Annotated in this window: 20 protein-coding genes and 1 pseudogene; 11 read left to right on the top strand and 10 right to left on the bottom strand. The window is 70.6% G+C overall.

What is annotated here, in order from left to right; all coding sequences use genetic code 11:
• Positions 1-3 precede the first annotated feature (3 nt).
• The 7 genes from ASD30_RS09545 to ASD30_RS09575 all read left to right on the top strand — a co-directional run bounded on the left by ASD30_RS09545 (position 4) and on the right by ASD30_RS09575 (position 7,592).
• Entirely contained in the window at positions 4-3,159 is a 3,156-nt protein-coding gene (locus tag ASD30_RS09545) for a peptidoglycan DD-metalloendopeptidase family protein (RefSeq protein ID WP_056680634.1), read from the top strand.
• 77 nt (positions 3,160-3,236) lie between these two features.
• Positions 3,237-3,839 carry a hypothetical protein gene (locus ASD30_RS09550; RefSeq protein ID WP_056680638.1) on the top strand — a complete coding sequence of 201 codons (603 nt, stop codon included), beginning with the start codon at positions 3,237-3,239 and terminating at the stop codon, positions 3,837-3,839.
• The gene (locus ASD30_RS26885; protein WP_056680641.1) at positions 3,836-4,120 is read left to right on the top strand and encodes a hypothetical protein; all 285 of its coding nucleotides are present in this window, start codon (positions 3,836-3,838) and stop codon (positions 4,118-4,120) included. Before ASD30_RS09550 ends, ASD30_RS26885 begins: the two co-directional genes overlap by 4 nt.
• A complete protein-coding gene (locus tag ASD30_RS09560) occupies positions 4,117-5,595 on the top strand; it encodes a type IV secretory system conjugative DNA transfer family protein (RefSeq protein ID WP_056680644.1) in 1,479 nt (492 codons plus the stop codon). The genes ASD30_RS26885 and ASD30_RS09560 overlap by 4 nt, the downstream gene beginning before the upstream one ends.
• Positions 5,592-6,293 carry a hypothetical protein gene (locus tag ASD30_RS09565; protein WP_056680647.1) on the top strand — a complete coding sequence of 234 codons (702 nt, stop codon included), beginning with the start codon at positions 5,592-5,594 and terminating at the stop codon, positions 6,291-6,293. The genes ASD30_RS09560 and ASD30_RS09565 overlap by 4 nt, the downstream gene beginning before the upstream one ends.
• 5 nt (positions 6,294-6,298) lie before the next feature.
• Positions 6,299-6,646 carry a hypothetical protein gene (locus tag ASD30_RS09570; RefSeq protein ID WP_156393578.1) on the top strand — a complete coding sequence of 116 codons (348 nt, stop codon included), beginning with the start codon at positions 6,299-6,301 and terminating at the stop codon, positions 6,644-6,646.
• A gap of 142 nt (positions 6,647-6,788) precedes the next feature.
• Positions 6,789-7,592 carry a M48 family metalloprotease gene (locus tag ASD30_RS09575; RefSeq protein ID WP_056680653.1) on the top strand — a complete coding sequence of 268 codons (804 nt, stop codon included), beginning with the start codon at positions 6,789-6,791 and terminating at the stop codon, positions 7,590-7,592.
• A gap of 466 nt (positions 7,593-8,058) precedes the next feature.
• Here the strand turns inward: ASD30_RS09575 and mobF are convergent, their stop codons facing one another.
• Positions 8,059-13,965: a MobF family relaxase gene (mobF, locus tag ASD30_RS09580; protein ID WP_056680657.1), complete on the bottom strand. Its 5,907-nt coding sequence runs from the start codon at positions 13,963-13,965 to the stop codon at positions 8,059-8,061.
• A gap of 311 nt (positions 13,966-14,276) precedes the next feature.
• Between mobF and ASD30_RS09585 the strand changes: the two genes are divergently transcribed.
• Together ASD30_RS09585 and ASD30_RS09590 are read left to right on the top strand one after the other, a co-directional pair.
• Positions 14,277-14,666, top strand: a complete 390-nt coding sequence (locus ASD30_RS09585) for a hypothetical protein (RefSeq protein WP_056680660.1) — start codon at positions 14,277-14,279, stop codon at positions 14,664-14,666.
• Positions 14,644-15,171 (top strand): hypothetical protein, encoded by a 528-nt coding sequence (locus ASD30_RS09590; protein WP_056680664.1) that lies wholly within the window; start codon positions 14,644-14,646, stop codon positions 15,169-15,171. Before ASD30_RS09585 ends, ASD30_RS09590 begins: the two co-directional genes overlap by 23 nt.
• Before the next feature lie 59 nt (positions 15,172-15,230).
• Here ASD30_RS09590 and ASD30_RS09595 read toward each other — a convergent pair whose 3' ends face one another.
• From ASD30_RS09595 to ASD30_RS09620, 6 genes and pseudogenes are all read right to left on the bottom strand, one after another.
• The gene (locus tag ASD30_RS09595; protein WP_056680667.1) at positions 15,231-15,581 is read right to left on the bottom strand and encodes a hypothetical protein; all 351 of its coding nucleotides are present in this window, start codon (positions 15,579-15,581) and stop codon (positions 15,231-15,233) included.
• Entirely contained in the window at positions 15,578-15,823 is a 246-nt protein-coding gene (locus tag ASD30_RS09600) for a hypothetical protein (RefSeq protein WP_056680670.1), read from the bottom strand. The genes ASD30_RS09595 and ASD30_RS09600 overlap by 4 nt, the downstream gene beginning before the upstream one ends.
• On the bottom strand, positions 15,820-16,125 hold the full coding sequence (locus tag ASD30_RS09605; RefSeq protein ID WP_056680673.1) for a hypothetical protein: 306 nt from the start codon (positions 16,123-16,125) through the stop codon (positions 15,820-15,822). Before ASD30_RS09605 ends, ASD30_RS09600 begins: the two co-directional genes overlap by 4 nt.
• Entirely contained in the window at positions 16,125-16,580 is a 456-nt protein-coding gene (locus tag ASD30_RS09610) for a hypothetical protein (RefSeq protein WP_056680676.1), read from the bottom strand. The genes ASD30_RS09605 and ASD30_RS09610 overlap by 1 nt, the downstream gene beginning before the upstream one ends.
• A 176-nt stretch (positions 16,581-16,756) precedes the next feature.
• A pseudogene (locus ASD30_RS09615) lies at positions 16,757-17,708 on the bottom strand (DUF932 domain-containing protein).
• 111 nt (positions 17,709-17,819) lie between these two features.
• A complete protein-coding gene (locus tag ASD30_RS09620; protein ID WP_056680681.1) occupies positions 17,820-19,415 on the bottom strand; it encodes a ParB/RepB/Spo0J family partition protein in 1,596 nt (531 codons plus the stop codon).
• A 311-nt stretch (positions 19,416-19,726) separates the two neighbouring features.
• Between ASD30_RS09620 and ASD30_RS09625 the strand changes: the two genes are divergently transcribed.
• Together ASD30_RS09625 and ASD30_RS09630 are read left to right on the top strand one after the other, a co-directional pair.
• The gene (locus tag ASD30_RS09625; protein ID WP_056680684.1) at positions 19,727-20,185 is read left to right on the top strand and encodes a hypothetical protein; all 459 of its coding nucleotides are present in this window, start codon (positions 19,727-19,729) and stop codon (positions 20,183-20,185) included.
• A gap of 325 nt (positions 20,186-20,510) precedes the next feature.
• On the top strand, positions 20,511-20,804 hold the full coding sequence (locus ASD30_RS09630; protein WP_056680686.1) for an IS3 family transposase: 294 nt from the start codon (positions 20,511-20,513) through the stop codon (positions 20,802-20,804).
• Between the two features lie 642 nt (positions 20,805-21,446).
• Here ASD30_RS09630 and ASD30_RS09640 read toward each other — a convergent pair.
• Genes ASD30_RS09640 through ASD30_RS09650 form a run of 3 tightly spaced genes read right to left on the bottom strand, consistent with a single transcriptional unit; the run spans position 21,447 to position 24,561 of the window.
• Positions 21,447-22,436, bottom strand: a complete 990-nt coding sequence (locus ASD30_RS09640; protein ID WP_056680689.1) for a tyrosine-type recombinase/integrase — start codon at positions 22,434-22,436, stop codon at positions 21,447-21,449.
• Complete coding sequence (locus ASD30_RS09645; RefSeq protein ID WP_056680693.1) at positions 22,433-23,383, bottom strand: tyrosine-type recombinase/integrase; 951 nt, start codon at positions 23,381-23,383, stop codon at positions 22,433-22,435. The genes ASD30_RS09640 and ASD30_RS09645 overlap by 4 nt, the downstream gene beginning before the upstream one ends.
• On the bottom strand, positions 23,380-24,561 hold the full coding sequence (locus ASD30_RS09650) for a tyrosine-type recombinase/integrase (RefSeq protein WP_235532554.1): 1,182 nt from the start codon (positions 24,559-24,561) through the stop codon (positions 23,380-23,382). Before ASD30_RS09650 ends, ASD30_RS09645 begins: the two co-directional genes overlap by 4 nt.
• Between the last annotated feature and the right edge of the window lie 200 nt (positions 24,562-24,761).

Consider the following 24,761-nt stretch of genomic DNA (forward strand, 5'->3'; position numbering starts at 1 on the left):
GTGATGAAGAAGCTGCTGCTCGCGGGACTGCCCGTCCTGATCATCTTCATGGGGCTGCCGTTCCTGGTGACGCTGATGGTGGTGATGACGACCACCGCGGCCGCCGAGTGCCGCACCCAGAGCAGCCAAGGCACCGTGCCTACCGAGCTCGGTGACCTCGGAGCCATCGACGGCCCGGTGGGCGGCCCGGTCAACGGCAAGATCACCATGGCGCAGGCCAACATCCCGCGCCGCTCCGGCCTCGACGGGTTCCGGGCCTCCATGCCCAAGGTCCTGTCCAAGAACCCCGAGTTCGTCACCCTCAACGAGGCCAGCGGCTGGAGCCTGGAGCAGATCGAAGCCGCCACGCCGGGCTACTCAGCCTTCCGGGTGGCAGCCCCGGCCGGCACCGGCACCGGCGCCGAGCAGGCCATGGGCAACGTCGTGCTCTGGAAGAGCTCGACCTGGACGAAGGTCAACGGCGGCCGGGTCCAGCTCGTCGACGACGACAAGACCTTCTACGACGGGCGTCCGGTCACGTGGGACCGCTTCGCGACATGGGTGATGCTGCGCCGCGCCGACGGCTCCGTGGTCTCGGTGGTCTCCACCCACCACATGACCAACCCGCACCGTTGGCCGAAGCAGCACGGCAACCCGCCGCTGACCCGGCCCCAGCAGTACGGCGCCGGAATGGTCATCCTGCTGCAGCTGCGCAACTCGCTGGCCGCCCACGGTCCGGTGCTGATCGGCGGCGACATGAACACCCAGGCCTCCTACACCAACATCCCCTGGACGGCGGCCGCGAAGATGAAGGCCGCCGGCTACGGATGGCACAACCACGGCGTCGACTTCATCTTCTTCCCGCACCACCAGGGCGCCCGCCTCGAGCAGGGCTGGGACGGCACGATGGTGTCGGACCACCACTGGCTCTCGGCTCGCATCGCGATGAACGGCGCCGGCCCGGAGAGCGCGCCCGAGACCACCACCACGACCGACGGGATCGTGCCCGCGGCGACCACCGCCCGGACGTCCGCCGAGCCGCCGGCCCGCGACGTGCTCGCCCAGCTGATGCGGCTGCGGTTCGCGTCCAACTACCCGACCATGACCGCCGAGCAGGCCCGCAACGCGATCACCATCGCCCAGGTCGCCCGAGACCTCGAGATTCCCCGCTACGGGCTGCAGATCGCGATCGCCGCCGCGATCCAGGAGTCCAAGCTGGTCAACCTCACCGGAGGTGACCGCGACTCCGGCGGCCTGTTCCAGCAGCGCCCCTCGGCTGGCTGGGGAAGCCGGGCCGAGATCACCAACCCCCTCCTCGCGGCCCGCGCGTTCTTCGGCCAGGCCCAGCACACCGGCAACCCCGGCCTCCTCGACATCCCCGGCTGGCAGAACATGCCGCTCACCCAGGCCGCGCAGGCCGTCCAGCGCTCGGGCTACCCAGACGCCTACGCCCAGTGGGAGGACGTCGCCGGCGACATCACCGATCTGCTCGGCGGCGACCTGCCGGACCTGCCCGGCTCTGACTCCGAGGGCTCCACCACGAACGTCGCCAACTGCCAGGGCGAGACCGTCAACCCCATCACCGTCGGCACCCTCAACCTGCTCGGCGCCGGCCACACCGACAAGCCGGGGGAGCGGCCCGGGTACGACACCTGGGACAAGCGACTGCCCGGCGCCATGCGCACGATCGAGAACGCCGGCATCTCGATCGCCGGCCTCCAGGAGGTGCATGGCCCGCAGGCCCAAGCGCTGGAGAACCAGTACGCGGCCAAGTGGGGGATCTACCCGGCCAGCGGGAAGGCACAGAACCGGGTGATCTGGGACCACAACGAGTGGGAGCAGACCGACGGGCGCCTCGTCGACATCCCGTACTTCGGCGGCAAGGACGTCGGCATGCCCCTGGTACAGCTGACCTCGACGACCACCGGGCAGCTGATCTGGGTCTGGAGCATCCACAACCCGGCCAACACCCACGGGAACGCCGCCGGGCACCGCCAGGAGGCGCTGCGCCTCCAGCTGGCCACGATGACCGAGCTCGCAGGCACCGGCACCCCTTCGGTGATCCTCGGCGACTTCAACGACGGCAAGGACGGCAGCAACTCCTCGCACTGCGCACTGACCCCTGAGCTGAGCAACGCCTTCGGCGGCTCTGCCGACCCCTGCAAGAAGCCCAAGCAGGACGCGCCGATCGACCACGTCTACGGCGCCAACCTCACCTGGGCCAGCGCCGCGGTCGACACCATCACCCAGGCCAGCAAGATCGCCGACCACCCGCTGGTGACCGCCACCACCGCCGGCAGCAGCGCCGGGTGCGCAGTCGACTCCGGCACCGCGGAGGCCAAGTACAACCTCGGCCCGGTCAAGCCGCAGCTGACCCAGCTGGTCAACATCCTCGGCCCCATGTTCGACATCAAGACCGTCGGCGGCTACCGCGAGAGCGCCACCGACCCCAACGGCCACCCGGCCGGGCTCGCGGCCGACTTCATGGTGCCACTCAACGCGGCGGGCCGCGCGCAGGGCGACCGTCTCGCCGCCTACGCCAAGGCCAATGCCCAGAAGCTCGGCATCGACTACATCATCTGGTACCAGCGGATCTGGTCGGTCGCCCGCGCAGGCGAGGGCTGGCGGCCGATGGAGGACCGGGGGAGCGCTACCGAGAACCACCTCGACCATGTCCACATCAACGTCAAGCCCGGCGCCTCCGTCCAGCCGGTCGGCCTCGAGGGCGCCTCCTGCGACGAGGTCGTCTATCCGGTGCCCGCGCAGTATGTCGGAACCGACAACCACAACTGGCACGAGACCGGCCCTTACTGGTCCAGGTGGCACACCGGCACCGACTTCTCCGCACCCTGCGGAACCACCGTCTACGCCGCCCACGCCGGCACCATCGAGATCGACACCACCCAGCGTTCCTGGGCTGGGCCGCAGCTGGTCAAGGTCACCACCGGCGCCGGGTCCCTGACCACGTGGTACGCCCACATGGCGACCGTCAGCGTCAGCCGCGGCCAGACCGTCGCAGCCGGCGAGCCGATCGGCCAGGTCGGCAAGGAGGGCAACGTCTCCGGCTGCCACCTCCACTTCGAGGTCCACCTCAAGAACGGCTCCATCTACGACCCCGACAACGTCGACCCCTCGACCTGGCTCGCAGAGAACGCATCACGCCCGAGTCACGCCGTGTGATCGCACCGGAGCCCTGACAGCACATAGGTGACCAGCGAGGCCCAACGACCCACGACCGCCTGGAGGTGGCCAGACCGATGCAGCGTGAGCGACGACGAGACCCCTACCCGTGGACCTGGGAGATCCCCGTAGCGGTGGCCTTGGCGACCCTGTTCATCATCGTCATTGGCATCCAGCTCGGACGATCAGTCGCCAACCTGGTCGCCGGCGCCGGATGGACATGGCCCGACGCCAACGCCGGCGCGTTCCCCTCACCCATCGGCACCGCCTTCTGGACCAGCCTTCCCGGCGTCCTCGGCGGACACGCCGACGCCGGGCTGCCCAGCCCCACCCCCGACGGTCTGGCCGGTAGCGGCCTGGTCTGGGTCAGCCTCGCCCTGACTGAGGTCGCGCTGCTCACCGCGACCATGTGGCTCGGCGCGTGGGCCTACCAGCGCTGGGGCCCGGGCCGCATGCGCGGCATGGCGACCGCAGCCGAGGCCGAGAAGCTGCTCGGCGTCACCCGGCTCCGCAAGGTCGCCGGCATCGTCCGCCCGGACCTCTACGGCAAGCACGCCGCCGCGACAGCAGCGCCGGTCCAGCGCACCGCCGGCGACCTCACCGAACAACCCGGCCCGCAGCTGGGCCACGGCCTCAGCCCGTGGCTCCTGCATGGCCGGCGAACGAAGGAAGACCGATGAGCAACGAGACCCCACTGCAGGACAACCCGACACTTCGCACCCGCGGCCGCCGCCTGGGCGGCATCAGCTGTCGCCGCCGCGGACACCGGCCGGTCCTCGTCGGGCGCCACTACTACGTGGCTGCCGGCCAGGTGGAACTCCTCTGCGAGGCGCGCGACCTGCTGTCCGACACCTCTTTCCCGCTCCTCGGCCGCCGAAAAGAAGAACGCCACGGCCGTGCGGTGATCTGCCGTCGCTGCCTCGCCCCGTGCGGGGACACCGTTCCCGAGGTGGCGCGATGAAGCTGAGGTTCGACCCCTGGGACGTGGGCTGGCGCATCGGTGATGCCCACGAGCCGCGAGGCGGCGAGCTGTGGGTGCCGTGGGACCGCACCGCCGGCGTAATCGGCCCGCAGGGATCCGGCAAGACCCTTGACCTGCTCACCCCTGCGCTGCTCGGCGCTCCGGGTGCCGCCCTGGTGACACTGACAAAGGTCGAGGACCTGCTGCTCAGCCTCACCGAGCGTTCCCGCGACGACCGGCCCTGCGTGGTGCTCGACCCCTTCGGCCTGGCCGAGGGCGTCGTCGACGAGCTGATCTGGGACCCGATCGCCGGCTGCGTGGACCCCAAGGTCGCCGAGCGGCGCGCCAAGGCTTTCACCGCCGGCACCGTCAAGGGCGCGATCACCGGCGGCACCGGCGACGATGCTGCGCGGTTCTACGCCGCCGAGTCCGCGAAGGTGCTGCAGGGCTACTTCCACGCCGCGGCGCTGACCGGTAGGACGCTCGAGGACGTGCTGCAGTGGGTCGCCAACCCCACCGCAGCCACCCAGCCGATGGAGATCCTGCGGCGGCACCCGCACGCCGAGCCGTTCTGGCACGGCCTCCTGCACGGTGCGCTGAACGGTGACGACCGCACCGCCGGCAACACCGTCACCACAGTGCAGCAGGCGGTCTCGCTGTTCTTCCAGGCCGACATCCGCCGCCGCTGCATTCCCAGCCCCGGACGTCCCGCCACCGACCTCGCCGACGTGATCCGTCGACGCGGCACCATCTACCTGCTCGGCCGCGAAGACCCCTACGCCTCGGCCAGCCCCCTGATGACCGCCGTGGCCGAGCACGTCTTGGACACCGGCCTGCTGCTGGCCAACAGCTCACCGTGGGGCGGCCGGCTGTGCCCGCCCCTGGTCTCGGTGCTCGACGAGCTGCCGTCGACCGCGCCGCTTCCGACCCTGCGCACCCGAATGGCCAACGAGCGCGCCCTGGGGCTGTCGTTCATCTGGGCCGCCCAGACTCGGCCCCAGCTGACCAGCATCTTCGGTGAGCACGAGGCCCGAGCACTGCTCGGCCTCACCAACGCCCTGGTGATGTTCGGCGGCTCCAAGGACGTCGCCTTCAACCAGGAGATCTCCGACCTCCTCGGAACGGTCCGCATCGGGCGGGTCACCCACTCCACCGGCGGAGCCAGTGGCGGTGGGCGCAGCTTCTCCGGCGACGACATCCCGATCATGCGGCCCGAGGAAGTCCGGCAACTGCCCGAACGCCAAGCTCTGGTCGTCGCCGAGAACGGCAAGCCGATCATCGCCAAGCTGCACCGCTGCGTCGAAGGCAAGGCCGGGGAACGCCTGCTGGCCGACCAGCGGGCGCTGCGCGAGCGCCTCACCAACGACCGGCGCATGGTCATCACCCCCGAGGCCCGAGCCACCGCCGCGCTCGTCGAGGCACGCCGTCTCGGCTTCGTCGACGACGAGACCGACCACGCAAGGAGTGAACTGTGACCACAGAGCAGCAGACCCGCCGGGCGGCACCCACGCTGATGGTCTTCCCGTTCCCCGTCCCCGGGGACCACGTCCGCCTCGCCTACCGCGAGCTCCACATCGCCATCAACGGGACCGAGGAGGAGAAGAAGGCCCTGGGTAACCACGCGCTGCTGTCGCGGCCCTGGGAGCCGTCGACCTGCCTGGACCCCGAGCTGCGTCACGACCTGTGGGAGTGGCTCGAGGACGTCGTGATCTGGCTCAACCGCGAGTACACCTGGGACGTCTCCGGGCTCATCCCCAGCTGCTGGCCTCTGCACCCGCACCTGGTCCACGAGATCGCCGTCCTTGCCGACCAGCGCCGGCGGGCCGGCCTGGCGATGACCAGCGACGCGCTCGAGGAGTGGCACCGCTACTGCCTGGCGGCGTTCACCGACCGGATGCGCAACAGGCTGCGCACCCACTGCGACGACGAGCACAAGAGCTGGCCGGCCAAGCCGCGCCACAGCGAGCACCTGGCCGACGCCAGCCGCCAGCGCCGCGAGAACACGTTCGCCCACGACATCGACGCTCTGCCCGTCAACCGGCGGGCACACGAACAATCGCCGGCCGGTCCACCGCGGCTCGGCCTCGTCGACCTCGACACCGGCGAAATCCACGACGACGAGCTGGGCGGCGCTCTGCCGCGCACCCGCACCGAGAAGGGACCCCGCGAATGATGCAGATGAACGAACGCTCCGAGGCCATCCGCCGAGCCCAGCGCGCCCTCAAGGCTCTCGGCGAGCACCCGCGCTCAAGCAAGAAGGAGCTCGGCCACGCGCGCGAACACGTCAACGCCTGCTACTCCCACGGCTCGGGTGAGTACGTGTGGAACGCCGTTGCACAGGTCGAGGCGATGGCCAATCGCCGATACGGCGTACCGAGCACAGAGGAGCAGCGTCAAATGGTCGAGGCGACCGAGGACCTCGAGGAGCCTGCGACAGCCGCCCGCGGCCGAGCGGCCGAGGACCGCGCAATCCCATCGACGTCGGCGACCCCAGACGTGGAGCTCGCGCCCACTGCATCGCGATGAAGTGGGCACGACGGGCTCAAGACGGCGTTAGAACGCCGCTGAGAGAACGGCAACCCCTGCCAGCGGGTAGTCACACACCGCTTCGTTGTGGGAGAGCCATTCTGAGCGTTCTCGCCCCTTCGACCTCCCAGGCGTAGGACTGATGCCGGATCAGCTGACCTCAGCGCTCCTCATCGTGGTGACTATCGCCTACCTCGGCGGAGCCGTTCTGTTGATCGTGGCGCTTGCGAAGGTCCTGCTCGCCTGGTCGGTCAGCTGGCGCACCAGCGCGCAAACAAGCCCGGTCGACGTCCTGCTGCAGCAGCGGGCCGCCGCGGCGATGGCCGCCGTCGCCGCAGTCGCGAACGTCCCGCCTCCGGCAACCGACGTCGTTGCGATCCTGGGCGCCCCGGTCGCCGGGGAAGCCGATGGGACCGTGGGCGATGGTGGTCTCGCGGTGACCCGCTTCCGGGCTGGTCGTCCCCCCACCGTGGTGTTCGCGCGGGCCGCGCTCACCGGCCTCAGCGCCCGCGCAGTGCAGAGCCTGGCCGCCCACGAGCTCGGCCACGTCATCCGCCGCGAGCGCAGTTCGGCCGCGGCGCGGTACTCGTGGCTGGTCGGTTACCTACTCCTCGTGTTGGCAGGCGCTGGTCTCACTGCAGCTGCTCTTGCGGCCTCGCCCCAGCTGGCCGGCCCCTCATTGCTGGCCACGATGAGTGCGGCCGTGGCGTTTCTCGGTCTCCGCTTCACCTTCGACCGGCGCGAAGAGGCCACCGCCGATCTCTTCGCCATCGACCTGACTCGCGACCTGGACGCGGCCGCCGAGCTGATGCGGTTCTACGAGAAAAGCCTGGCGCGGCCGACGCCCGACGGCGGCCCCGCGTGGTCGCGGCTGGAGCGGCGGTGGTTCGCAACCCACCCCGAGCCGCAGGCGCGGCTCGCAGCCATGCGCAGTCGCCTTGGGTGACTTCTCGAACGCGGCGGCGAAACACCTCTGGTAGCAGCCGGGCCGACCTCGTTGGCCCGTTCAGCGGCTGGCAGCCGACGTAGTCCATCCGGTCGGCCGCGGCCTGGGTAGACCCTGGCTTCTTCGCTGCGTGAGGATGACGATCGTGACTCCAACCGATCTGGGACCAGTTTGGCGGCAGCACAATTGCTCACGTGAGCACAGGACCTTTCTGACGATGGCGAAGTGCATCTGGAACGACGCTCCGTGGGTCTCCGGCGAAGGAGCTATCGCGTTGGTGGCGTGCAGACCTTCTGGGCCTGTCAGGTACCGGCACGGAGCCGTGTCCCTGCACCAGACGGCTGATAGTGCGTTGGAGGCCAAGACGTTGATCGACGAGACCGGCTGCGGAGGCCGCTGTCACCGCGACCACAGGATCGTGCAGCTGGTCTTACCGTGACGCCAGCCTGCGGGCTTCCGGAGCGGGTCACCGGCGAGGGGTACCGCGGCGGGGCGGCCGCGGACGGTTCACGTCCTGCCGATCTCGTGCCACGCCCGGCGACTGGGTCGGCGCCGGGGTGCTTTCGCCGGTGTCGATCGGGATCTCGAGGCGGGACACGATCCGGTAGCGCAGGTCACGCGCAGGGCTGTCGCCCAGGGGCTTCTCAGCGACCAGGCCGCGCGTGGCGGCGCCGACGTCTTGACCCTGCTCGTGGGCCTGCTGCAGCATCGCGGCGGTGGCCGGCCAGTCGCCCTGCTCGAGCAGCCGCGGGTCGAGCTCGCGAGCCAAGGTGGCCCACCGCTCGGCGGGGGTCTTCTCGGCCGCGGCCGAGAGCCGTGTGCGAACCTCGCTGCTCTTGTGGAGCTCGGCCAGTGCCGCCTTCCGCGGGTCGGCATCCCAGGTCTTGATCGCGTCGCGCAGGTCGCGTCGCGCCTGCAACTGGGAGAGCTGCAGCCGGGCCCGGACCTGGTTGACGCCCGGCTCCCAGGCGCGGCTGGGACGTGCCGAGATGACCCGCATGGCGGCCAGATGTGCCTGCTCCGGGGCGAGGTTGTCCAGCCGCTCGGTGAGCAATTGGTCACCGAGCGAGCGGAAGGCGGGCTGGCCGCTGGCCACCGCGGCAGTGAGCGCGGCGGGCCCGCGCTGGGCGAGTAGGTCGGCGGGGTCGAGGCCGTCGGGGAACCGCGCGAAGCCGGGGTCGAGGCCGTGCGGGGTGAGCATCCAGAAGTCGCGCTCGGCCGCGACCTGGCCAGCGAGGTCGGCGTCGGTGGCCACGATCGGGTCTCGGCCGACTGCAGCCAGCTGGGCGGCCTGCTCATCGGTCAGCGACGTGCCGAGGGGCGCCACGCCGAGGTAGAGGCCGGCGCTGGCCAGCGTGACCGCCACGGCGTCCATCGGGCCCTCGACGATCACTGGGACCGCACCCTCGGCCAGCAGTTCGTCGACGACACCGAATAGCTGGGCGCCCTTGTGGAACAGCGGGGTGGCGGCTGTGTTGAGGTACTTCGGGCCGCCCTTGTCGGCGTGGGTGAGGTCGGGCCGGCGGCGGCCGACGAAGCCGAGCACTTCGCCCTGGTGGATCACCGGGAACATCACCCGGTCGCGGAACCGGTCGATGAGGCGACCGGTGCTGGCCTCGGTGGCGACGCCAGTGGCCACCATCTCGGCGTCGCTGACACCGCGGCCGCGCAGGTGGTCGACCAGGTTGGTCCACCCGGCTGGCGCCTGACCGGGACGGAACCGCTCGTCGCCGGCGAGGTCGATGCCGAACCGTCCGGTGAGGTAGTCGCGGCCCCACGAGTCGGTGAACCGGGCCTCGAAGAAGGCCCGTGCCATGTCGTTGATCTCGAGCATGCGCTCACGCGAGACGGGGGAGGAGTGCCACTCGTCGGCCCGCTGGTACATGACCCGGAGGTCGGCGTCGGTGGGCTCCAGTCGGCTGCCGCCGAGGTCGCGGATGTAGGCGGCCAGCGTCAGGTCGGGCTCGACGAACTGGTCCTCGTCGACGTCGACCAGGTCGCCAGCGACGGCGTCGACCACGTGCTCGTCGGCCACGTGCTCGTCGGCCGCGTGCTCGTCGTACGGGCCGGGGTCCTCGGCGAGCGGCCAGTCGGCCCAGTCGGGGTCGGCGGCGTGGTCGACGAGCGTCTCCGGGTCCGGCTCGATCCCGTCCCACAGCTCTGCGGGTGGTTCGTCGGGAGCGGTCTCCAGCGCGATCGAGGTCCGCCAGACCAGCGCCTGGCACTCGTCGACGCCCTCCCAGCCGTCGCTCGGCATCGCCCGCCCGGCACCCAGCAGAGCCTCGACCTGCCAGCCGCGCTGCACGCCGTGGTCCACGTTCGCGACGAGCGCGGGCCACCAGGTGCTGGCCTGGATGCTCGCGGCGCGCTCGGGACCGAACAGATCCGCGAGCCGCGGAGTCCACTCGGTGGTGACGCTCTCACCGTGGGAACCGTCGCCGATCTGGGAGGCAACGGCCGGGGTGAGCTGACGGGCCATGCGCCACCACACGGCCGCCGCGGCGTGCTCATCGGGCAGCGGCCCGGCCGGGTGATCGGCCGCAGTGGCGGTGCGCAGCAGCTCGTGGGCGGTGACGGCCGCGCGGGACATCGCGGCCAGCCGCTCGGCGAGCAGCGGGGTGAACTCGTCGTCGCGGACCTGCGGGGCCAGCGAGTAGAGCAGCTGGCGCCATTCCTTGAGCGCCGGCGTGTGGTCGCCGGTGACGGCGCGGTTGAGCCGTCGCTGCCAGGTCGCGGAGGCCTTCTGCAGCTGCGGTGCACCGGTTGGTCGCCGGTCGTCGACCGGGACCCGCATGGCGGCCCGCCAGACCTCGACGTTGGCGACCGTGGCGGCCTCGGGCCGGAGGCCGTTCTGTGCCCACGCCGGCAGTGCTGCCTGGTCGGTCGCCCGCGTTCGGACCTGGTCGGCGAGCTGCTCGACCAGGTGAGCGCGCTGGGAGAGGTAGGCGCCCCAGTGCGGGTCCTCAGCCAGGCGGGCCGGGACCGCGGGCATCCACGGCAGCGGCCCTGCGCCGGCGTTGCGCAGGCCGGAGGCGTCCAGGCGCCAGTCGAGGACCGCGGCGCGGTCGTGCGCGGTCTCCAGCTCCCGGTCGCCGGCGGCCGCCCGGAGCGCGTCGACAGGGTTCTCGCCGGCCGCGCCGAGCAGCAGCAGATGGGCACGCAAGGTCGGCCAGGCGGCCTCCTCCGAGAGCCCAGGGACGAGCGTCTCGACCGCGTTGTCCAGGGCATCGACCACGTTGATCGGGGCGCCGTTGGCGTCCTGGCCAACGTGGTCATGGCGCAGGAGATCCTCTGCGGCGACGTAGAGGCTGTCGAGGTAGCGCTGGGACGCCTCGCCGAGCCGGGTGGCCGGATCGGCCTGCTCGCGCAGCAGGCTGGTTGCGGACCGCTGCGTGTCGTCGCGCGCCAGCACCGACTCGAGGATGTCAGTCGGCGTGAGCGGCCGGACCAGCGTCGGGTGGATCACCGAGTGCGGGTCGCCGTCGCCGACGACCTCGAGGTAGACGTGGTTCGCGTGCGCGCCGCGGGTCATCATCGTGTAGAGCTGCTGGCGCGACTCGCTGCCGGTGGCCAGGCCGTGCATCGTGTCGGCGGTGACGCCCTGGGCGGTGTGCACGGTGCACGCGTAGCCGAGCTCGGAGGATCGGGCGACGTAGTCAGCGGGCAGCCGCACGGTGCGGCCGTGCTGGGTGTGCTGGACGGTCAGGTCGCCGCCGTCGTGGATCTCCAGCACGTTCCAGCGGTCGCCGTTCTTCACCCAGTCGGTAGCCGAAGTACGCAGGCGACGGTCGTTCTCGCGGGTGATGATCAGTTCGCCGATCGAGGCCTCGTTGCCGTCGGCGAGCCGGCGGACCGGGCCGCTGGCGGACTCATGGTCGGGGTCGGCCGGGTCGATCCCCTCGAGCCGGTGGGCGCGGGCCTGCTGGTTCAGCTCGCTGACCAGGTCGCGGGTGGGGGCGAGCATGATCGAGTCCAGGCCGGCGGCACGGTCGGCCTGCCAGGCGGCGAAGACGTCCTCGGTCATGGTGGCCAGGTCGCCGACGTGGACGCGGTCGCGGTCGAGGTAGAAGCCGAGCGACTCGGGCTTGCCCTCGCGCAGCGCGAGCGAGGCGGCGCCCTCGGCGGGGTCCTTGAACCGGACGAGCTCGGTCAGCTGCAGTGCTCCGTGAGTGGCGCGGATGTCGCGCAGGACGCCGCCGGCGCCGATCGCGGAGAGCTGCTGGTCGTCGCCGATCAGGCGGACGCTGCCGCCGCGCTCGAGGATGTAGGACACCGCCGCGTCCAGCGAGAGGGTGTCCGCCATCCCGGCCTCGTCGATGACCACGAGGGTGGAGGCGTCGATGCCGGCGACCCAGGCGGGCATCGCGGCGCCGGACTCGCGGGCCTGCTCGAGCGAGTGGGTTAGTTTGGCCAGGGTGTCGGTCTGGGTGTCGATCTGCGAGCGGAGCGCGTCCGCGGCCGCCGCTGAGGGAGCCAGACCGATGATGGTGCCGCCACCATCAGCCCAGGCGCTGGCCAGGGCTCGCATCGCGGTGGTCTTGCCGGATCCGGCGGGCGCGATCGCCAGCTGCAGCCGGGCACCGGAGGTGGCCATCTCGCGGACCAGCGTGGCCTGTCCGGCGTTGAGGGTGATGCCGTTGGCGGTCGACTCGAGCAGCGCCAGGTCGACCGAGGACGGCTCGACGGCGTACCCGTCGTGGCGGCCGGCGACCTCGACCAGACGCTGCTCGGCGGCGAGTACCTTGCCCGAGGTGAACAGCACGGCGCCGCTCTGGGTGTAGACCGAGGCCCCGTCCGCGCGCCGCAGCTCGACCAGTTCGCTGATGGCGTCCCAGGGTCGGGCCATGCTCACCGAGCGGCCGTCGAGGACCTCGCTGACGAGCAGTTCGACGACCTGGGAGACCTGGTTGGTGGGCACGTTGGCGCCCCGGACCTGCCGCTGGGCCTCGGCGTAGACGTGCCAGAACTGCCAGGTGCTCCGAGCTCCCTCCATCGTCGCCACGATCCGGTCGGTCGTCTTGGCGAACCAGGCCGAGTCGGCCAGCGACCGCGCTGCGCCCTTCGGGTTCAGCGCCCCGTGGACCATCTGCTTGACCCGTTGAGGGGTGCCCAGCGCCTCGATGGCCTCACGGCTCCAGGTCTCGCGCTGCTCGGCCAGCGAGCGCGGCTCGTGCTTGGCCTCGCGGGTCTCCAGCGTCGCCTGCTGGGACAGCTGGATGGTCTCCACCGGCGTCGGCGGGCGGCCGTGGGTGGCATGGAACGCGGCCGCGAGGACCTTGCGGCGGTCCTCGACGCTGGCGCGGCGCTTAGAGAAGCGGCGGTTCAGCTCGGGGTCGACGCCGACGATCTCGCGCACCGGCCGCTTGCGGGCGTCCTCGTTCGGCCGCTCCTTAAACCGCACGCCGAGGGCGTCGACCAGGTGCCGCTCGAGCGCGGTGTTGTAGGTCTCCGAGGCCGAGACCACCGCCTTGTGCAGCGGCCGGCCATCGATGGCCAGCCACTTGCCGTCGAGCGTCTGGACCTTGTTCGCAACGGCGACGTGCGTATGCAAGTCAGGGTCTCCCGCGCGGGAGTCGCGGTGGGTGAACGCCGTGGCGACCAGGCCGCGGACGTCGACCTGGCGGACGCCGTTGGTGCCCCGGCGGGTGAACAGTGCCTTGGATTCGATGAAGCCCAGCGCGTCCTTGATCGCCGCCTGGTGGGCCCGCTCGATCACCGCGGCGGTCTTCGGGTCGGAGATCGCCCACAACACCGAGACGCTCTTGACCGGGGAGAAGGTCAGGTCGTAGCCGGCCACCGCGTTGGTCTTCGCTCGGGAGTGCCTGGCGATCGCGGCGGCCAGCTCGCGTGCGTCGGCGGGTTCGCGGCCGTGCTCAGCACGGAAGAACTCGGTGCCGACCTCGGTTCGGACCTTGGCCCGGTCGGCCGCGGGGACCGGCCAGTCACCCGGCAGGCCGGCGGCCTCGTTGAGGGCCGCGATGCGCTTGGCGACCTCGATCCGGAACGGGCTGATGTCGTTTTCGTAGACCTTGTACGGCGTGCCGAGCTGGCGGGCCGTCTTGTAGTCCGCGTCGGTCGGCCGGTCGACGCCGTCGCGGCCGATGCGCAGGTCCAGGTCCTTGGTCCGCTGGGTGGCCAGCGGGTGGTGACCGGAGCCGAACAGGCTCTGCATGTGGTCAGCGGTGACGACGTCGCCGGCGTCGAGCCCTTCGAGTCCCTCCATGCCGGAGCCGACCCACACGCCGGGAGTCTCGCCCCTCTCGGTGTAGTAGCTCGCGAGGCCGGTGTGGCCCTTATCCGTGGCGTCCATCGCTGCGACCTGGCGGGTCAGGTAGTCGTACCCCGACCCCGCCGTCAGCTTGTGGAGGCTCATCGTCACGGTCACCTACGTGCGCGCGGGCGCCCGCTGCGATCACTTCCGGTCGGATTGCTGATGTGTTCTTTCTATTCGGCAGACCGAGAATGCAAGAGGTGTGTGGCACTTGGAAGGTCGCGGAAATCTGGGGGGACGCTGAGGGGTGTCGGTGACGGCTGGGGCGTCGGGTCGGGCTGCGGGAGTTGAACGGGCTGGCTGGGGTCGAGGTTGGTGGGTTCGGAAGGCTTCTTGGCCGGAGGTGATCGCACGGGGACCGGGATTTGTCGTAGGTGACTGTCAGAGTCCATGTCGACACGGAGTGAGGACCGATGAGTCAGCAGACGATCAAGCAGCAGGCGCGGCGTACGGCGCGGGAGATGGCCGACAAGAGGCGGCGCGAGCGTGAGGAGCGCGAGCGCCGGGTGGTCGACCTGGCCGAACAGGTCATGGTGGCGATCGGCCAGCGGGACGCGGCGGTGGCCGAGACCGAGAAGCGCGCTGGGGATGCGCTGCGGGAGTTGACCGAGGTCGAGGGGCTGTCCCTGGGCGAGGCGGTCGAGTGGTGCGGCGAGACGATCACCGTGCGGGAGGCGACGCGGCTGCGGCGGCTGGCCGCACCGGCCGGCAGCGCGGAGACCGAGGGCGGCCCGGCCGCCGAGGGGGAGCCCGACGCGGCGGCCGAGAGCGGGGGAGCGGGTGCCGGCTCGGCGGCTCGATGACGCCGGCCTCGCGGCGGTCGCGGCGGCGCTCACAGACCCGGCGGTGCTCACGCGCTACCGGGCGAAGGTGGCCACGGTGCCGGGCAGTGAGTGCCTGTGGTGGACCGGGGCGGTCTCGGGTCGGTCCGAGCGGGAGCGCACCGACGGCGGTGGCCATGGCCGGTTCTGGTACGCGCCGGGTCGGGTGATCATCGCCCACCGGTTCGCGTACGCGGTGATGCACGGTGTGGACGCGCTCGCGGAGGCGCGGCTGCTCGGGCACCGCTGTCACAACCCGCTGTGCCAGCGGATCGCGCCGGAACACGTCGTGGTCTCGACGGCGCGCAAGAACCGGCAGGAGTGGGCCGTCCAACGGCGACTGCCGTACAGCCCGCTGGCCGACCCGCGCGGGCCGCGTCGGCGGGCTCGGGAACTGCGTGACCTGGCGCGTGAGGACCCGCAGCTCGTAGCCGACGACCTCACGCGGCTCCAGGAGCTGCTGGGCGAGCAACTGACCCTGTGGTGACCAGCCGGACGCAGAGGGCCGCCCCGCACCGATGGCACGGGCGGCCTTGCGGTTGTTGGTCAGCCGGGCTCGCCGTCTAGGAGCCGACCGAGCGTCTCCCACAGGTCGAGGTAGCCGTCCGCGTCCTCGGGCGACTGCTCGCCCCACTTGGCGTGAAGAGCGCGAATGCGGTCGAGCCGGTCGAGCCGGTCAGGCAGCGCGGTGCGGGCAGCGGCCATGAACTCCACGTCGGCGGCGTGGCCGGTGGTCTCGAGGCCGAGCCGGTGACGGTGGCCGGTGTAGTAGGCCGCGAGGATGTTGTCCGGGATCAGGGCGTCGGCGGCGGTGGCACGGATCTTGTCGCCGTCCGGAGTCCAGGGGCCGGGGGTCGCGCGCTCCTCCAGGGCGCGGAGGCTGGCGTCGTCGCTCATGCGGGCTGGTCCTCTCGTGCGGCGGCCAGGTCGAGCCGACCGGACGCGGCGGTGGCCACGGCGGTGATCCGGGCGGCCAGTGCGCGCAACTCGGCGGGCGTGCCCTGGATCGCGACCACTTCGTCACCGGCGAGGGTCAGGACGGGCTGGCGGTGCTCCCCGGCGCCGATCCAGTCGTCGCCGGGTGTGAACACCTGGACGCTGGTCTCGCGGGCGGCCAGCCACTCGATGTGCGCGCTCACGGGGTCACCTCGGCGGGCGCGGTGCCGATGAGGCGGCGGAACGCCTCGATGTCGGCCTCGAGGGAGAACAGGCGGCGGCGGTGCGTGTCGCTCTCTGCGGCGACCTCGGTCAGGACCTCGGCGAGGCCGTCGAGGAACGCCAAGACGGCATCGGCGGTGACGGTCTCGCGCAGCGCCGTCCACGGCTTCGGGACGCGGCTGCTGGCCGCGTACGGCATCCGCGTCATGGCGGCGAGGATGCGGCGCTGGTCGCGCTCGCTGATCACGGTGCCGGTCGGCTCCGGCTGGGTCTGCTTGGACATCACTGCTCCTGTTCGGTGGTGGTGCGGTGGGCGTACTCGGCGTGCAGGGCGTCCAGCGCCGTGGCGACGCTGGACAGGGCCGCGTCCAGGTGGGCGCTGGCGGTCTCGGGGGTCCAGCGGCGCACGTCGCGCAGCCGGTGCTCGATGACGATCAGGTCGCAGGCCGTCTCGCTGAGGGTGTGCCGGTCCTTGGCGGCGCTGGCCTCGACGTCGGCGGCAGGGGAAGTCGGGGTGTTGTCCCGCTTCGCGATGGTGACGAACTGGTTGAGCGGCAGGATGCGGGCGCCGAGGACCAGGGCGGTGATGTGGACCCTGCGTCCCGCGCGGCCGGGCTCATCCACGGAGACGGTGGTGATGGGGAACGCGACGCCGGTTGTGGGGTCGACCAGGGTGTCGGTGGGCCGGAGTTCCCATGCGCGGACTTGCTCGGTATCGAGGGCGGTGGTTTCGGTCATGGCTCCTCCTTCGGTTGGGCCGGTGGCGGGCCGGACTCGGGGTCTCAGCCCGCCACCGGAAGAACTGGCGCGGATGGTCAGGCCGGGGCGAGNGGTCATGGCTCCTCCTTCGGTTGGGCCGGTGGCGGGCCGGACTCGGGGTCTCAGCCCGCCACCGGAAGAACTGGCGCGGATGGTCAGGCCGGGGCGAGCGCGGTCCAGGCGCSKCGCTTGATCCGGTCGGGGTCGTCGCTGGTGAGCACTCGCGTGGCGCGGGCGGTGGCCTCGTCGCCCTTAGCTCGGACGGGGGCGTAGTGGTCGACGTACTCCGCGAAGGCCTGGTAGCCGGCCCACGCGGTGTCRCGGATGCCGGCCTGGGTGTCGGCGTCGGCGAACAGCCAGTGCAGCCGGGAGCGGCGGCGGCGCTCGGTCTCGCGGACCCGGTTGGTGGCGTTGCCCTCGGCCTTGCCGAACGTGGCGTCGATCAGKGCGTCGAACGTGGCGTCGGTCATGGTCTGCTGGATCAGCCGCTCGGCCTCGACCTGGAACGCGTCGACGTAGGTGAMGGTCAGCCCGAGCGCGTCGCGGGCGGCCTGGACGGCGGCCTTGGCGTTGCGSGTGTGGCGGATCGAGAACGACGACTCGYRGTTGCTCAGGGCCGCGCTCTGGGTGTTCGCGCAGACGACGCGGACCGGGGTGACGAGGATGCGGAACGCGCTGGTGCCGTCGTGGCTGTTGAGCGCGGCGATGTTTGATGAACACCTGCCGCCCGCCGCGCAGCGACCCGGCGGTGTCGAAGATCGCGCCGGACTCGTCGGCCAGCAGGTTCAGGAAATCGGCGTGGTCCTCGTTCTGCAGCGGCGTGTAGCCGCCGCCGACGACGCCGAGCGCCTCGGGTGCTCCGGTGAACGGGTTGGTGCGCACCGTGGCGAAGCCGGGGACCTCGATGGGGGTGACGCCGCCGTCGCTGACCTCGGCGGTGGTGAGAGGCAACTTGCGGACGTCCCAGCCGCCCAGGTGCCCGAGCCTCATGGCCTCCTCGGCGGTGAACGCGCGGTCGCGGACGGTGGTGCCGAGCCGGTGCCAGGCGTCCTTGCGGGCGAAGACGGCCGCTGCCTGGGTGCCGTGGGTCTCGATCTCGTGTGCCATGTCGGTGGTCCTCCTGTGTCGGAAATCAAACGAACTGCGTTCATTCTATTCTTTCTATTCCACTGAGGGCGGTTCTCCACAGGAAGAACCGCCCTCAAGGGGAGAGGGTGGTCAGGCCGCGTCGGTGCTCGCGTCGTTCTCGACGGCCTCGGCCTCGTCGTCGGTGGCGCTTTGGTCGCTCGGCTCCTCGCCGATCAGCAGCCGCTCGACGTCGCTGGGCTGGTAGCCCCACTCGATGAGCGCGGCGAGCATGCGGGCGTCCCACTGGCTCGGGTTGCGCCACGTGTGTTTGCCGATGGAGTCCTCCCACGCCGCGACGACGGCGGCGAGTGTGGTCATGATCGCGCCCTTGGGGCTGGTGGCCCGGGTCGCGATCTTTTGGCACTCCTCGTAGCCTGCGCCGTAGTAGCCGCTGGGCACGTCGATGCCGAGCAGGCCGAACAGCCTCGGGTGCCGGTGCTCCATGGCCTTGCTCAGCGTGTGGTGGCCGGTGACGACGGCCTCGCAGATCAGGGCCTCGGCACCCTTCGGCGCGGTCTTGCGGGCCACGAACGTACTCAGCCAGTCCCGGCGCACGGTCTCGGCGCTGGCCCAGGCCTTGTTGTTCGCGATGACGCGGCGGCGCTCCTGGCGGCGGGCCTCGGCCTCGGCCTCGGCGGCGGCGTCGGTCCCCGGGTCGTGAGCCTCGGCGTCGTCGCCCTGGTCGTCGTCGGTGCGACCGACACGGCTCCGGTGGACGAGTCCGCTGGCCTCGATGTCGGTGACCACCCACAACAGCCGGTAGACCTTCACCGGCTCGGCGTACTCGTCCTCGGCGTCGGCGTCGGCGTCCTCCTCGCCCTCGGTGGCCTCCGGCTCGGGGTACTCCCAGTCCTCGGTGACGATCACCGCGACGCCAGAGAGGTTCGGCCACTCCTCGACCGGCACCGGCTCGCCCTCAGGGGTGCGCATGTCTTCCAGCACCAGCGACCCGTCCGTCTCGTCGGCCTCCTGCGCGGAGAGCACTGGCAGGCCCTCGGCCCGCAGCCGCACGACCTCGGCGGCGTACGCCTCGCGCTCGGCGGCTTCGTCGCGCAGCTTCTGGGCGACATGCTCGACCGAGTCGCCCCAGCGCGTGGTCCGTGCACGCTCCAGGCGCTCGGCGGCATCGGGGTCGTGCTCGAACTCGGCGAAGATCGCGGCCTCTTGGAGAGTCAGGTCGCCGGATTCCAGCCGGTTGCGGGTCTGGTCGGCCTTGGTGACCGCCAGGGCGGCGTTCACGGTCGGGCGGTCGATGGAGGTCCGCTTGGCGATCTGCGCGGCGCTCACACCGATCAGGGCCAACTGCTCGACGCCCGCAACGATCTCGGTCTCGCGCATCCCGGCGCGGTGGATGTTCTCCACCATCTGGTCCCCGATCCGGTCGGCCTCGTCGGGCAGGGGGACGACGCGGGCCGGGATGAATCCGGTTGGGGTGCCGACCTCGGCGGCGGTGACGGTGCGGCGCTGGCCGCGCAGCAGGACGTACTGCCCGTCCTCGTTGCGGTAGACGGTCACGGCCTCCAGCACGCCGCGCTCCTTGATCGACTTGCGGAACTCCTTGTGGTCGGCGCGCAGGTCGGTGCGGACGTTGCTGCCGATGATGATGTCGGCGGGGTCCAGGTGCAGGAACTCCTCGGTGGCCTCGCGAGCGAGGGTGTCGATGGGGGTCTGGATGGTGTCGGTCATGCGGCTGTCCTCCGTGAGTAGAATAGAAAGAACTGACAGGGCTAAGCCTGCCAGTGGGAGCCGACGTCTACCCGCCCTCGGGCCGGACCTGTGGAAAGGTGGGCGCGTCTCCGATGGTGGGGATAACCCGCCCGCGTAGGCGCGGCCTCGGCTGGCGTCGCGTCGAGGCGCGGCTGCGCCCCTCGGAGCTGGAAACGGAAGGAAACGCGGGACGGTGAGAACAGCTGCGCAGTGCCCCGGCCGGGAATGCAGCGGCGTTGGTGTTAGCGGCCGCAGCCGGCCGCCGGCGGACGAGACCAGGGAGTGACCAGGTGACGAGCCAGACCACGATCCCGGTCGGGATCTACTGGAAGCCCGGCGTGTGGGACCTCGCCCGATCGGCGTACATCGCGGACCTGGACACCGACCCGGACTCACCCGGTGCCTTCGTCGGCTGGCTCGCCCAGGCGCTCGAGCTGCACGCCCGCCGCGCGTCACAGCAGCGGGCCGACATTGCCGCGGCCGCCGAACGTCATCGCGCGCAGGTGAGTACCAGGAAGAGCTTCAGCAAGAAGCACGACCTGCCTGCCTCGACGATCGAGGCGGTCGAGGACGCGATCGTCACCGACCGCCAGGAGCTCGGGCGCGCCATCGGTCGCTCGGCGTTTGCCATGGAGGCGGTCATCGTGGCCGCCGACGAAGCACGCCGGCGCCTGGGCCGCGAACTGCCTCCGCCTCCGCAGAAGCTCAGCAACCGACCGCCGCGGCGCCGGCCGGCACACTTCAGCTGACCTCGCCCCGGTCCGCTCGAGCTCGGCCGGTCGGCCAGGCCAATCTTGTCGAAAGCGGCCCGTTGTGTCGGCGGCCGCGGCTACTGTCTGGCTCGCCCCGATCCGGTACCCGAGAGCCGGATCGGGGCCTTCTGCTGCCCGGGGGGGCCTCGAGCCACGTTGCGCCGGCACTGATCGCTCCCCGGGCCCCTGGTCGACCTAGGAGACTGCGGGACGGCACGCGTCCTGCCTGAACCTAGGAAGAGCGCATGTCGACAGGGACTGCTGCACAGATAGGTGACATCTGAATCTGCGTCGATGTGTCGGCGCTGGAAGGATGTTCCCCATGCCAAAGGCGTTCCCCAAGGAGTTCCGCGAGGACGTGATCCGGGTCTACAAGGACTCGGACTCCTCAGTTGCCCAGGTCGCGAAGGACTTCGGCATCTCGCCGTCGTGCCTGAAGCGATGGCTCACGATCGACGAACGGAACTCATCACGATCATCAGGTCGTATGAGCCCGACGACTGAGTCCGATGCGCTGCGTGAAGCGAACAAGCGGATCAAGCTGCTCGAACAAGAGAACGAGGTCCTGCGTCGCGCTGCTGCGTACCTTTCGCAGGCCAACCTGCCGGGAAAATGATGTACCCGCTCGTCCGCGAGCTGGCCGCAAAGGACGCCCCGCTGCGGGTGACCGTCGCGGTGACGTGCCGGGTCCTCAACATCGCACGCCAGCCCTACTACCGCTGGCTGAAGTGCCCGGTCACCGACACCGAACTGGCCGCCGCCTACCGCGCCAACGCCCTGTTCGACGCGCATCGTGACGACCCTGAGTTCGGCTACCGATTCCTGGTCGACGAAGCGAAGGAGGCTGGCGAGTCGATGGCCGAGCGGACGGCCTGGAGGATCTGCTCCGAGTTGGGTTGGTGGTCCTCGCACGGCAAGAAGCGCGGCAGCAACGGCAAGAAGCCAGGGCCGCCGGTCCACGACGACCTGTGCGCCGTCGTCGACAAGCACGGCGTGACGCGGCACGAGTTCAAGGCCGACAACGCGAACGAACTCTGGCTGGCCGACTTCAAATGCCGACGTCGGCATTTGAAGTCCTATGCCGACGTTCGAACTATGCCGATGTTGTCGGTGATGGCGTTTGACAGCTTGGCCTTCGNTGGCCGACTTCAAATGCCGACGTCGGCATTTGAAGTCCTATGCCGACGTTCGAACTATGCCGATGTTGTCGGTGATGGCGTTTGACAGCTTGGCCTTCGGTGTTGAGAGGTCGGCATAGTCACAGCGCGGTGAGCCAGGCCAGGATGTCGGGTTCGGGCTTGTAGGTCCCGGGCTTGATGTCGGGTGGTCTCGTTCGGTCGATGGCGGCCTGCTTGATGGCCATGTCGGCGTGCAGGTAGGCGTCGGTGCTGTGGGTGTCGGCGTGTCCGAGCCAGAGCGCGATGACCGAGACGTCGACTCCGGCGGCGAGGAGATTCATCGCTGCGGTGTGCCTCAGGGTGTGCATCGTGACGTGCTTGGTCGCGAGGTTGGGGCAGGTGGTCGTGGCGGTGGCGAGGTGCTTGGCGAGGCGGTGCTCGAGGGCGTCACGCGACAGTGGCCATCCTTGGGGACCGCAGAACAGGGCCGTGCCGAGACGTGTGGCTCGTTCGGCGAGGTAGGCCTGCATGATGCCCAGGGTGGCTCGGGTCAACGGGGTGATGCGTTGGCGTCGTCCCTTGCCGGTGCAGGCGACGTGGGGGCCTGTGCCGAGGTGGATGTCGGCACGGGTCAGCGAACGGATCTCGCTGATTCGAAGCCCGGTCTGGACGGTGAGGGCCAGCAGGGCGTGGTCGCGTCGACCGGTCCAGGTGTTGGGGTCGGGCGCGGCGAGGAGTGCGTCGACCTCGGTGGTGGTGAGGAACTCGATGACGGGTCTGATGGTGCGCTTGGGTGGGATGGCGAGGACCTGGGTGATGGTGGCGGCGTGTTCGGGATGGTCCGGAAGGGCTCGGCCGAGCACGGAACGGATCGCGGTCAACCGAGCGTTGCGGGTCCTGGCGGCGTTGCCGCGTTCGTGCTCAAGTTGGTCGAGGAACCCGGACACGTTGGCGGCGGTGATGGCGTCGAAGTCGAGGGAGTCCGCGGGGACCCCCAACGTGGAGGCCAGGTGCTTGAGCAGCAGCCGCCAGGTGTCGCGGTAGGAGGCGATCGTGTGGGCGGACAAGTCGCGCTGATCGTGGGCGAAGGTGGTGAAGTAGGTCTGCAGGCTGGTGGCCAGGGCGTTCATGAGGGGTCTCCTTCGGGGTCGTGCTCGAGCAGGCCGGCGGCGCGGGCCATGAGCTCCCCGGTCGCGGTCAGATACCAGTAGGTGTGGGCGGCGTCGGAGTGCCCCAGCCAGGTGGCCAGCAGCGTGAGCACTCGTTCGGGGTCGCCGTGGTAGGCGTAGGCGGTGGTCATGTGCGCAGTGGCGAAGGTGTGCCTCAGGTCGTGCAGGCGGGGGCGTGCCCTTCCGCGCGGGGTGAGCCCGGCGGCCTCGCGAACCCGTTTGAACCGCGCCTGGAACGGTCCGTAGGCGTAGCTGGTTCCCTTGGAGGTCACGAAGACCGGACCGTGGGGGTCGGGGTGGGTGGCTGTTCGGGCAGGCAGGGCGATGTATTGCAGCAGGGCGGCCGTGGTCGTCGGGTGGATCGGGACCAGCCGTTCTGCTGACTTCGCTTCCTGGATTACCAGCAGGTCGTGGGCGGTGTCGATGTCGTCGACACGCAGGCGCAGGGCCTCGCCGATCCGCAGCCCCGTCGCAGCGAGCAGCCCGATAACGGTGCGCACGGTCGCGGCGATCCGCTCGTCGGTGAACGTCGTGTCGCAGGCGGCGAGCAAGGCGTCGATGTCGGCTTGGCTATAGATGAAGGGAACCGCCCGCGGCTTCCTGGCTGGCAGCAAACCGCTGGGGATCGCCGGGACGTCGACGCCGCTGGCGTTGAGGTGGTTGGCGAAGCGGCGGACCAGCGACAGCCGGGTGGCCCACCATGATGGATGCGCGTCGGGGTTGAGCCGCGCCCACCTCACGGCGTCGTCGATGGTGAAGGTCTGTGTCTGGCCGCGTGCCTCGAGCCAGGCGAGGAACAGGCCGACCTGCCGTTCGACGTCGTCGAGCTGGAACCCCAGGGCCCGTCGCATCGCCAGGTACTCATCCAGCCACTCGCGCAGCGTCGTCGGCGTCGTCGGTGTCGTCATCGCGGGACCTGTCCGAACGGCACGACCAGCTCACGCAGCGAGGCGAGGTCGACTTTCGCGTAGGCCATCGTGGTGGCGGCGTGGACGTGGCCCAGCAGCTCCTTCGCTTCGGTCAGGGAACCGCCCGAGGCCAGCACGCTCATCGCGGCGGTATGCCTGAGCCGGTGCGCGTAGATCGGGTCGATCCCCGCCAGGCCCGACAGCCGGGCGATGACGCCAGAGATCCCCGAGGTCGTCATCGCCTGGCGAGGCGCCTTCATCCGCACGAACACCGCCCTGTCCAGGGCAGGAGGCCGGTGCCGCAGCCACGCCTCCAACGCCTGGCCCACGTCGACAGGGAGCGGGAGCACGTGCTCGCGGCCCTTGCCGGTGACTTTGAACTGGCCGGTGGCCCAGTCGATATCGTTGAGCCTCAAGCCCGCTGCCTCACCAGCGCGCAGGCCCAGCCTCACCAGGACCAGGACGAGCGCCCGGTCCCTGGTCCCGATCGCCGTGGCGGGATCGCACGCCCCCAACAGTGCAGCGACCTGGTCGGCGCTCACGCCACGCGGCAAGGAACGCTTCGTTCCTGGGGGCTTCAGGATGCCAGGAGCAAGATCCCGGTCGATACGACCGGTGCTCAGCGCCCACCGCAGTAGGCACCGGACAGCGGTCACGATGTGCGCACGTGCGACAGCCCCGTAGCCACGTCCGCGCTCGGCGACGTAGGCGTTCACGAGGGGGACTTCAAGCCGACGCCATTCCAGGGCCCCGCCGTCGGTGGTCAGCGCGTCCAGGAGGCCGGCTGCGTAATGGACGCGGGCCGCGATGGTCTGCTCGGTCAGGCCGCCTTGGTCGCGCATCCAACCACGCCACTGCGCCACTGCAGCCGCAGCCGGCGTCGGGTGGCAGTCCTCGACCACCACAGAGCCCAGGTATCCGCTCGCCACAAGGAACCTGCGCATCGTCCCTCGGGCCCTCATCGCGGTGACGCAGACGACGTCCCTCGCGCGCTCCTCCTCCACGAACCTGGCGAGGAGCTCCTCCTCGATGTCCTCGACACCGGCACCGACCGTTCGCATCCACAAGCTGAGTCGGCCCAGCGCGTTCAGCACCCCGGCCGCCGAGCCCGGGGAGTAACCCTTGATGCTCAACCAGGCCGAGCACTCGCCCAGCACCGTCGGTGCCAAGGGGCCCACCGGAACCCGAGGAACCCGATCCGGGTACGACCGGGCTATCGCAGATCTCTTCGTCACGAACCACACCTCCAGACAGACACCCCGTGTCTGAAAGCGTGGCCACGACTACGCGACTATGCCGACCTTCCGAACCTCAGCATCACCGTTGACCTGCGCGACCGCTGAAATGGTCGGCATAGTTCCAAGGTCGGCATAGGACC

Origin of the sequence: Nocardioides sp. Root140 (assembly GCF_001426745.1) — a bacterium.
GTDB lineage: Bacteria > Actinomycetota > Actinomycetes > Propionibacteriales > Nocardioidaceae > Nocardioides.

What these genes read in the sequence shown, in the direction of transcription:
- ASD30_RS09545 (WP_056680634.1), top strand. Translation starts at nt 4, where the DNA reads ATGAAGAAGCTGCTGCTCGCGGGACTGCCCGTCCTGATCATCTTCATG.
- ASD30_RS09550 (WP_056680638.1), top strand. Translation starts at nt 3,237, where the DNA reads ATGCAGCGTGAGCGACGACGAGACCCCTACCCGTGGACCTGGGAGATC.
- ASD30_RS26885 (WP_056680641.1), top strand. Translation starts at nt 3,836, where the DNA reads ATGAGCAACGAGACCCCACTGCAGGACAACCCGACACTTCGCACCCGC.
- ASD30_RS09560 (WP_056680644.1), top strand. Translation starts at nt 4,117, where the DNA reads ATGAAGCTGAGGTTCGACCCCTGGGACGTGGGCTGGCGCATCGGTGAT.
- ASD30_RS09570 (WP_156393578.1), top strand. Translation starts at nt 6,299, where the DNA reads ATGAACGAACGCTCCGAGGCCATCCGCCGAGCCCAGCGCGCCCTCAAG.
- ASD30_RS09575 (WP_056680653.1), top strand. Translation starts at nt 6,789, where the DNA reads ATGCCGGATCAGCTGACCTCAGCGCTCCTCATCGTGGTGACTATCGCC.
- mobF (WP_056680657.1), bottom strand. Translation starts at nt 13,965, where the DNA reads ATGAGCCTCCACAAGCTGACGGCGGGGTCGGGGTACGACTACCTGACC.
- ASD30_RS09585 (WP_056680660.1), top strand. Translation starts at nt 14,277, where the DNA reads ATGAGTCAGCAGACGATCAAGCAGCAGGCGCGGCGTACGGCGCGGGAG.
- ASD30_RS09595 (WP_056680667.1), bottom strand. Translation starts at nt 15,581, where the DNA reads ATGAGCGACGACGCCAGCCTCCGCGCCCTGGAGGAGCGCGCGACCCCC.
- ASD30_RS09605 (WP_056680673.1), bottom strand. Translation starts at nt 16,125, where the DNA reads ATGTCCAAGCAGACCCAGCCGGAGCCGACCGGCACCGTGATCAGCGAG.
- ASD30_RS09610 (WP_056680676.1), bottom strand. Translation starts at nt 16,580, where the DNA reads ATGACCGAAACCACCGCCCTCGATACCGAGCAAGTCCGCGCATGGGAA.
- ASD30_RS09620 (WP_056680681.1), bottom strand. Translation starts at nt 19,415, where the DNA reads ATGACCGACACCATCCAGACCCCCATCGACACCCTCGCTCGCGAGGCC.
- ASD30_RS09630 (WP_056680686.1), top strand. Translation starts at nt 20,511, where the DNA reads ATGCCAAAGGCGTTCCCCAAGGAGTTCCGCGAGGACGTGATCCGGGTC.
- ASD30_RS09640 (WP_056680689.1), bottom strand. Translation starts at nt 22,436, where the DNA reads ATGAACGCCCTGGCCACCAGCCTGCAGACCTACTTCACCACCTTCGCC.
- ASD30_RS09645 (WP_056680693.1), bottom strand. Translation starts at nt 23,383, where the DNA reads ATGACGACACCGACGACGCCGACGACGCTGCGCGAGTGGCTGGATGAG.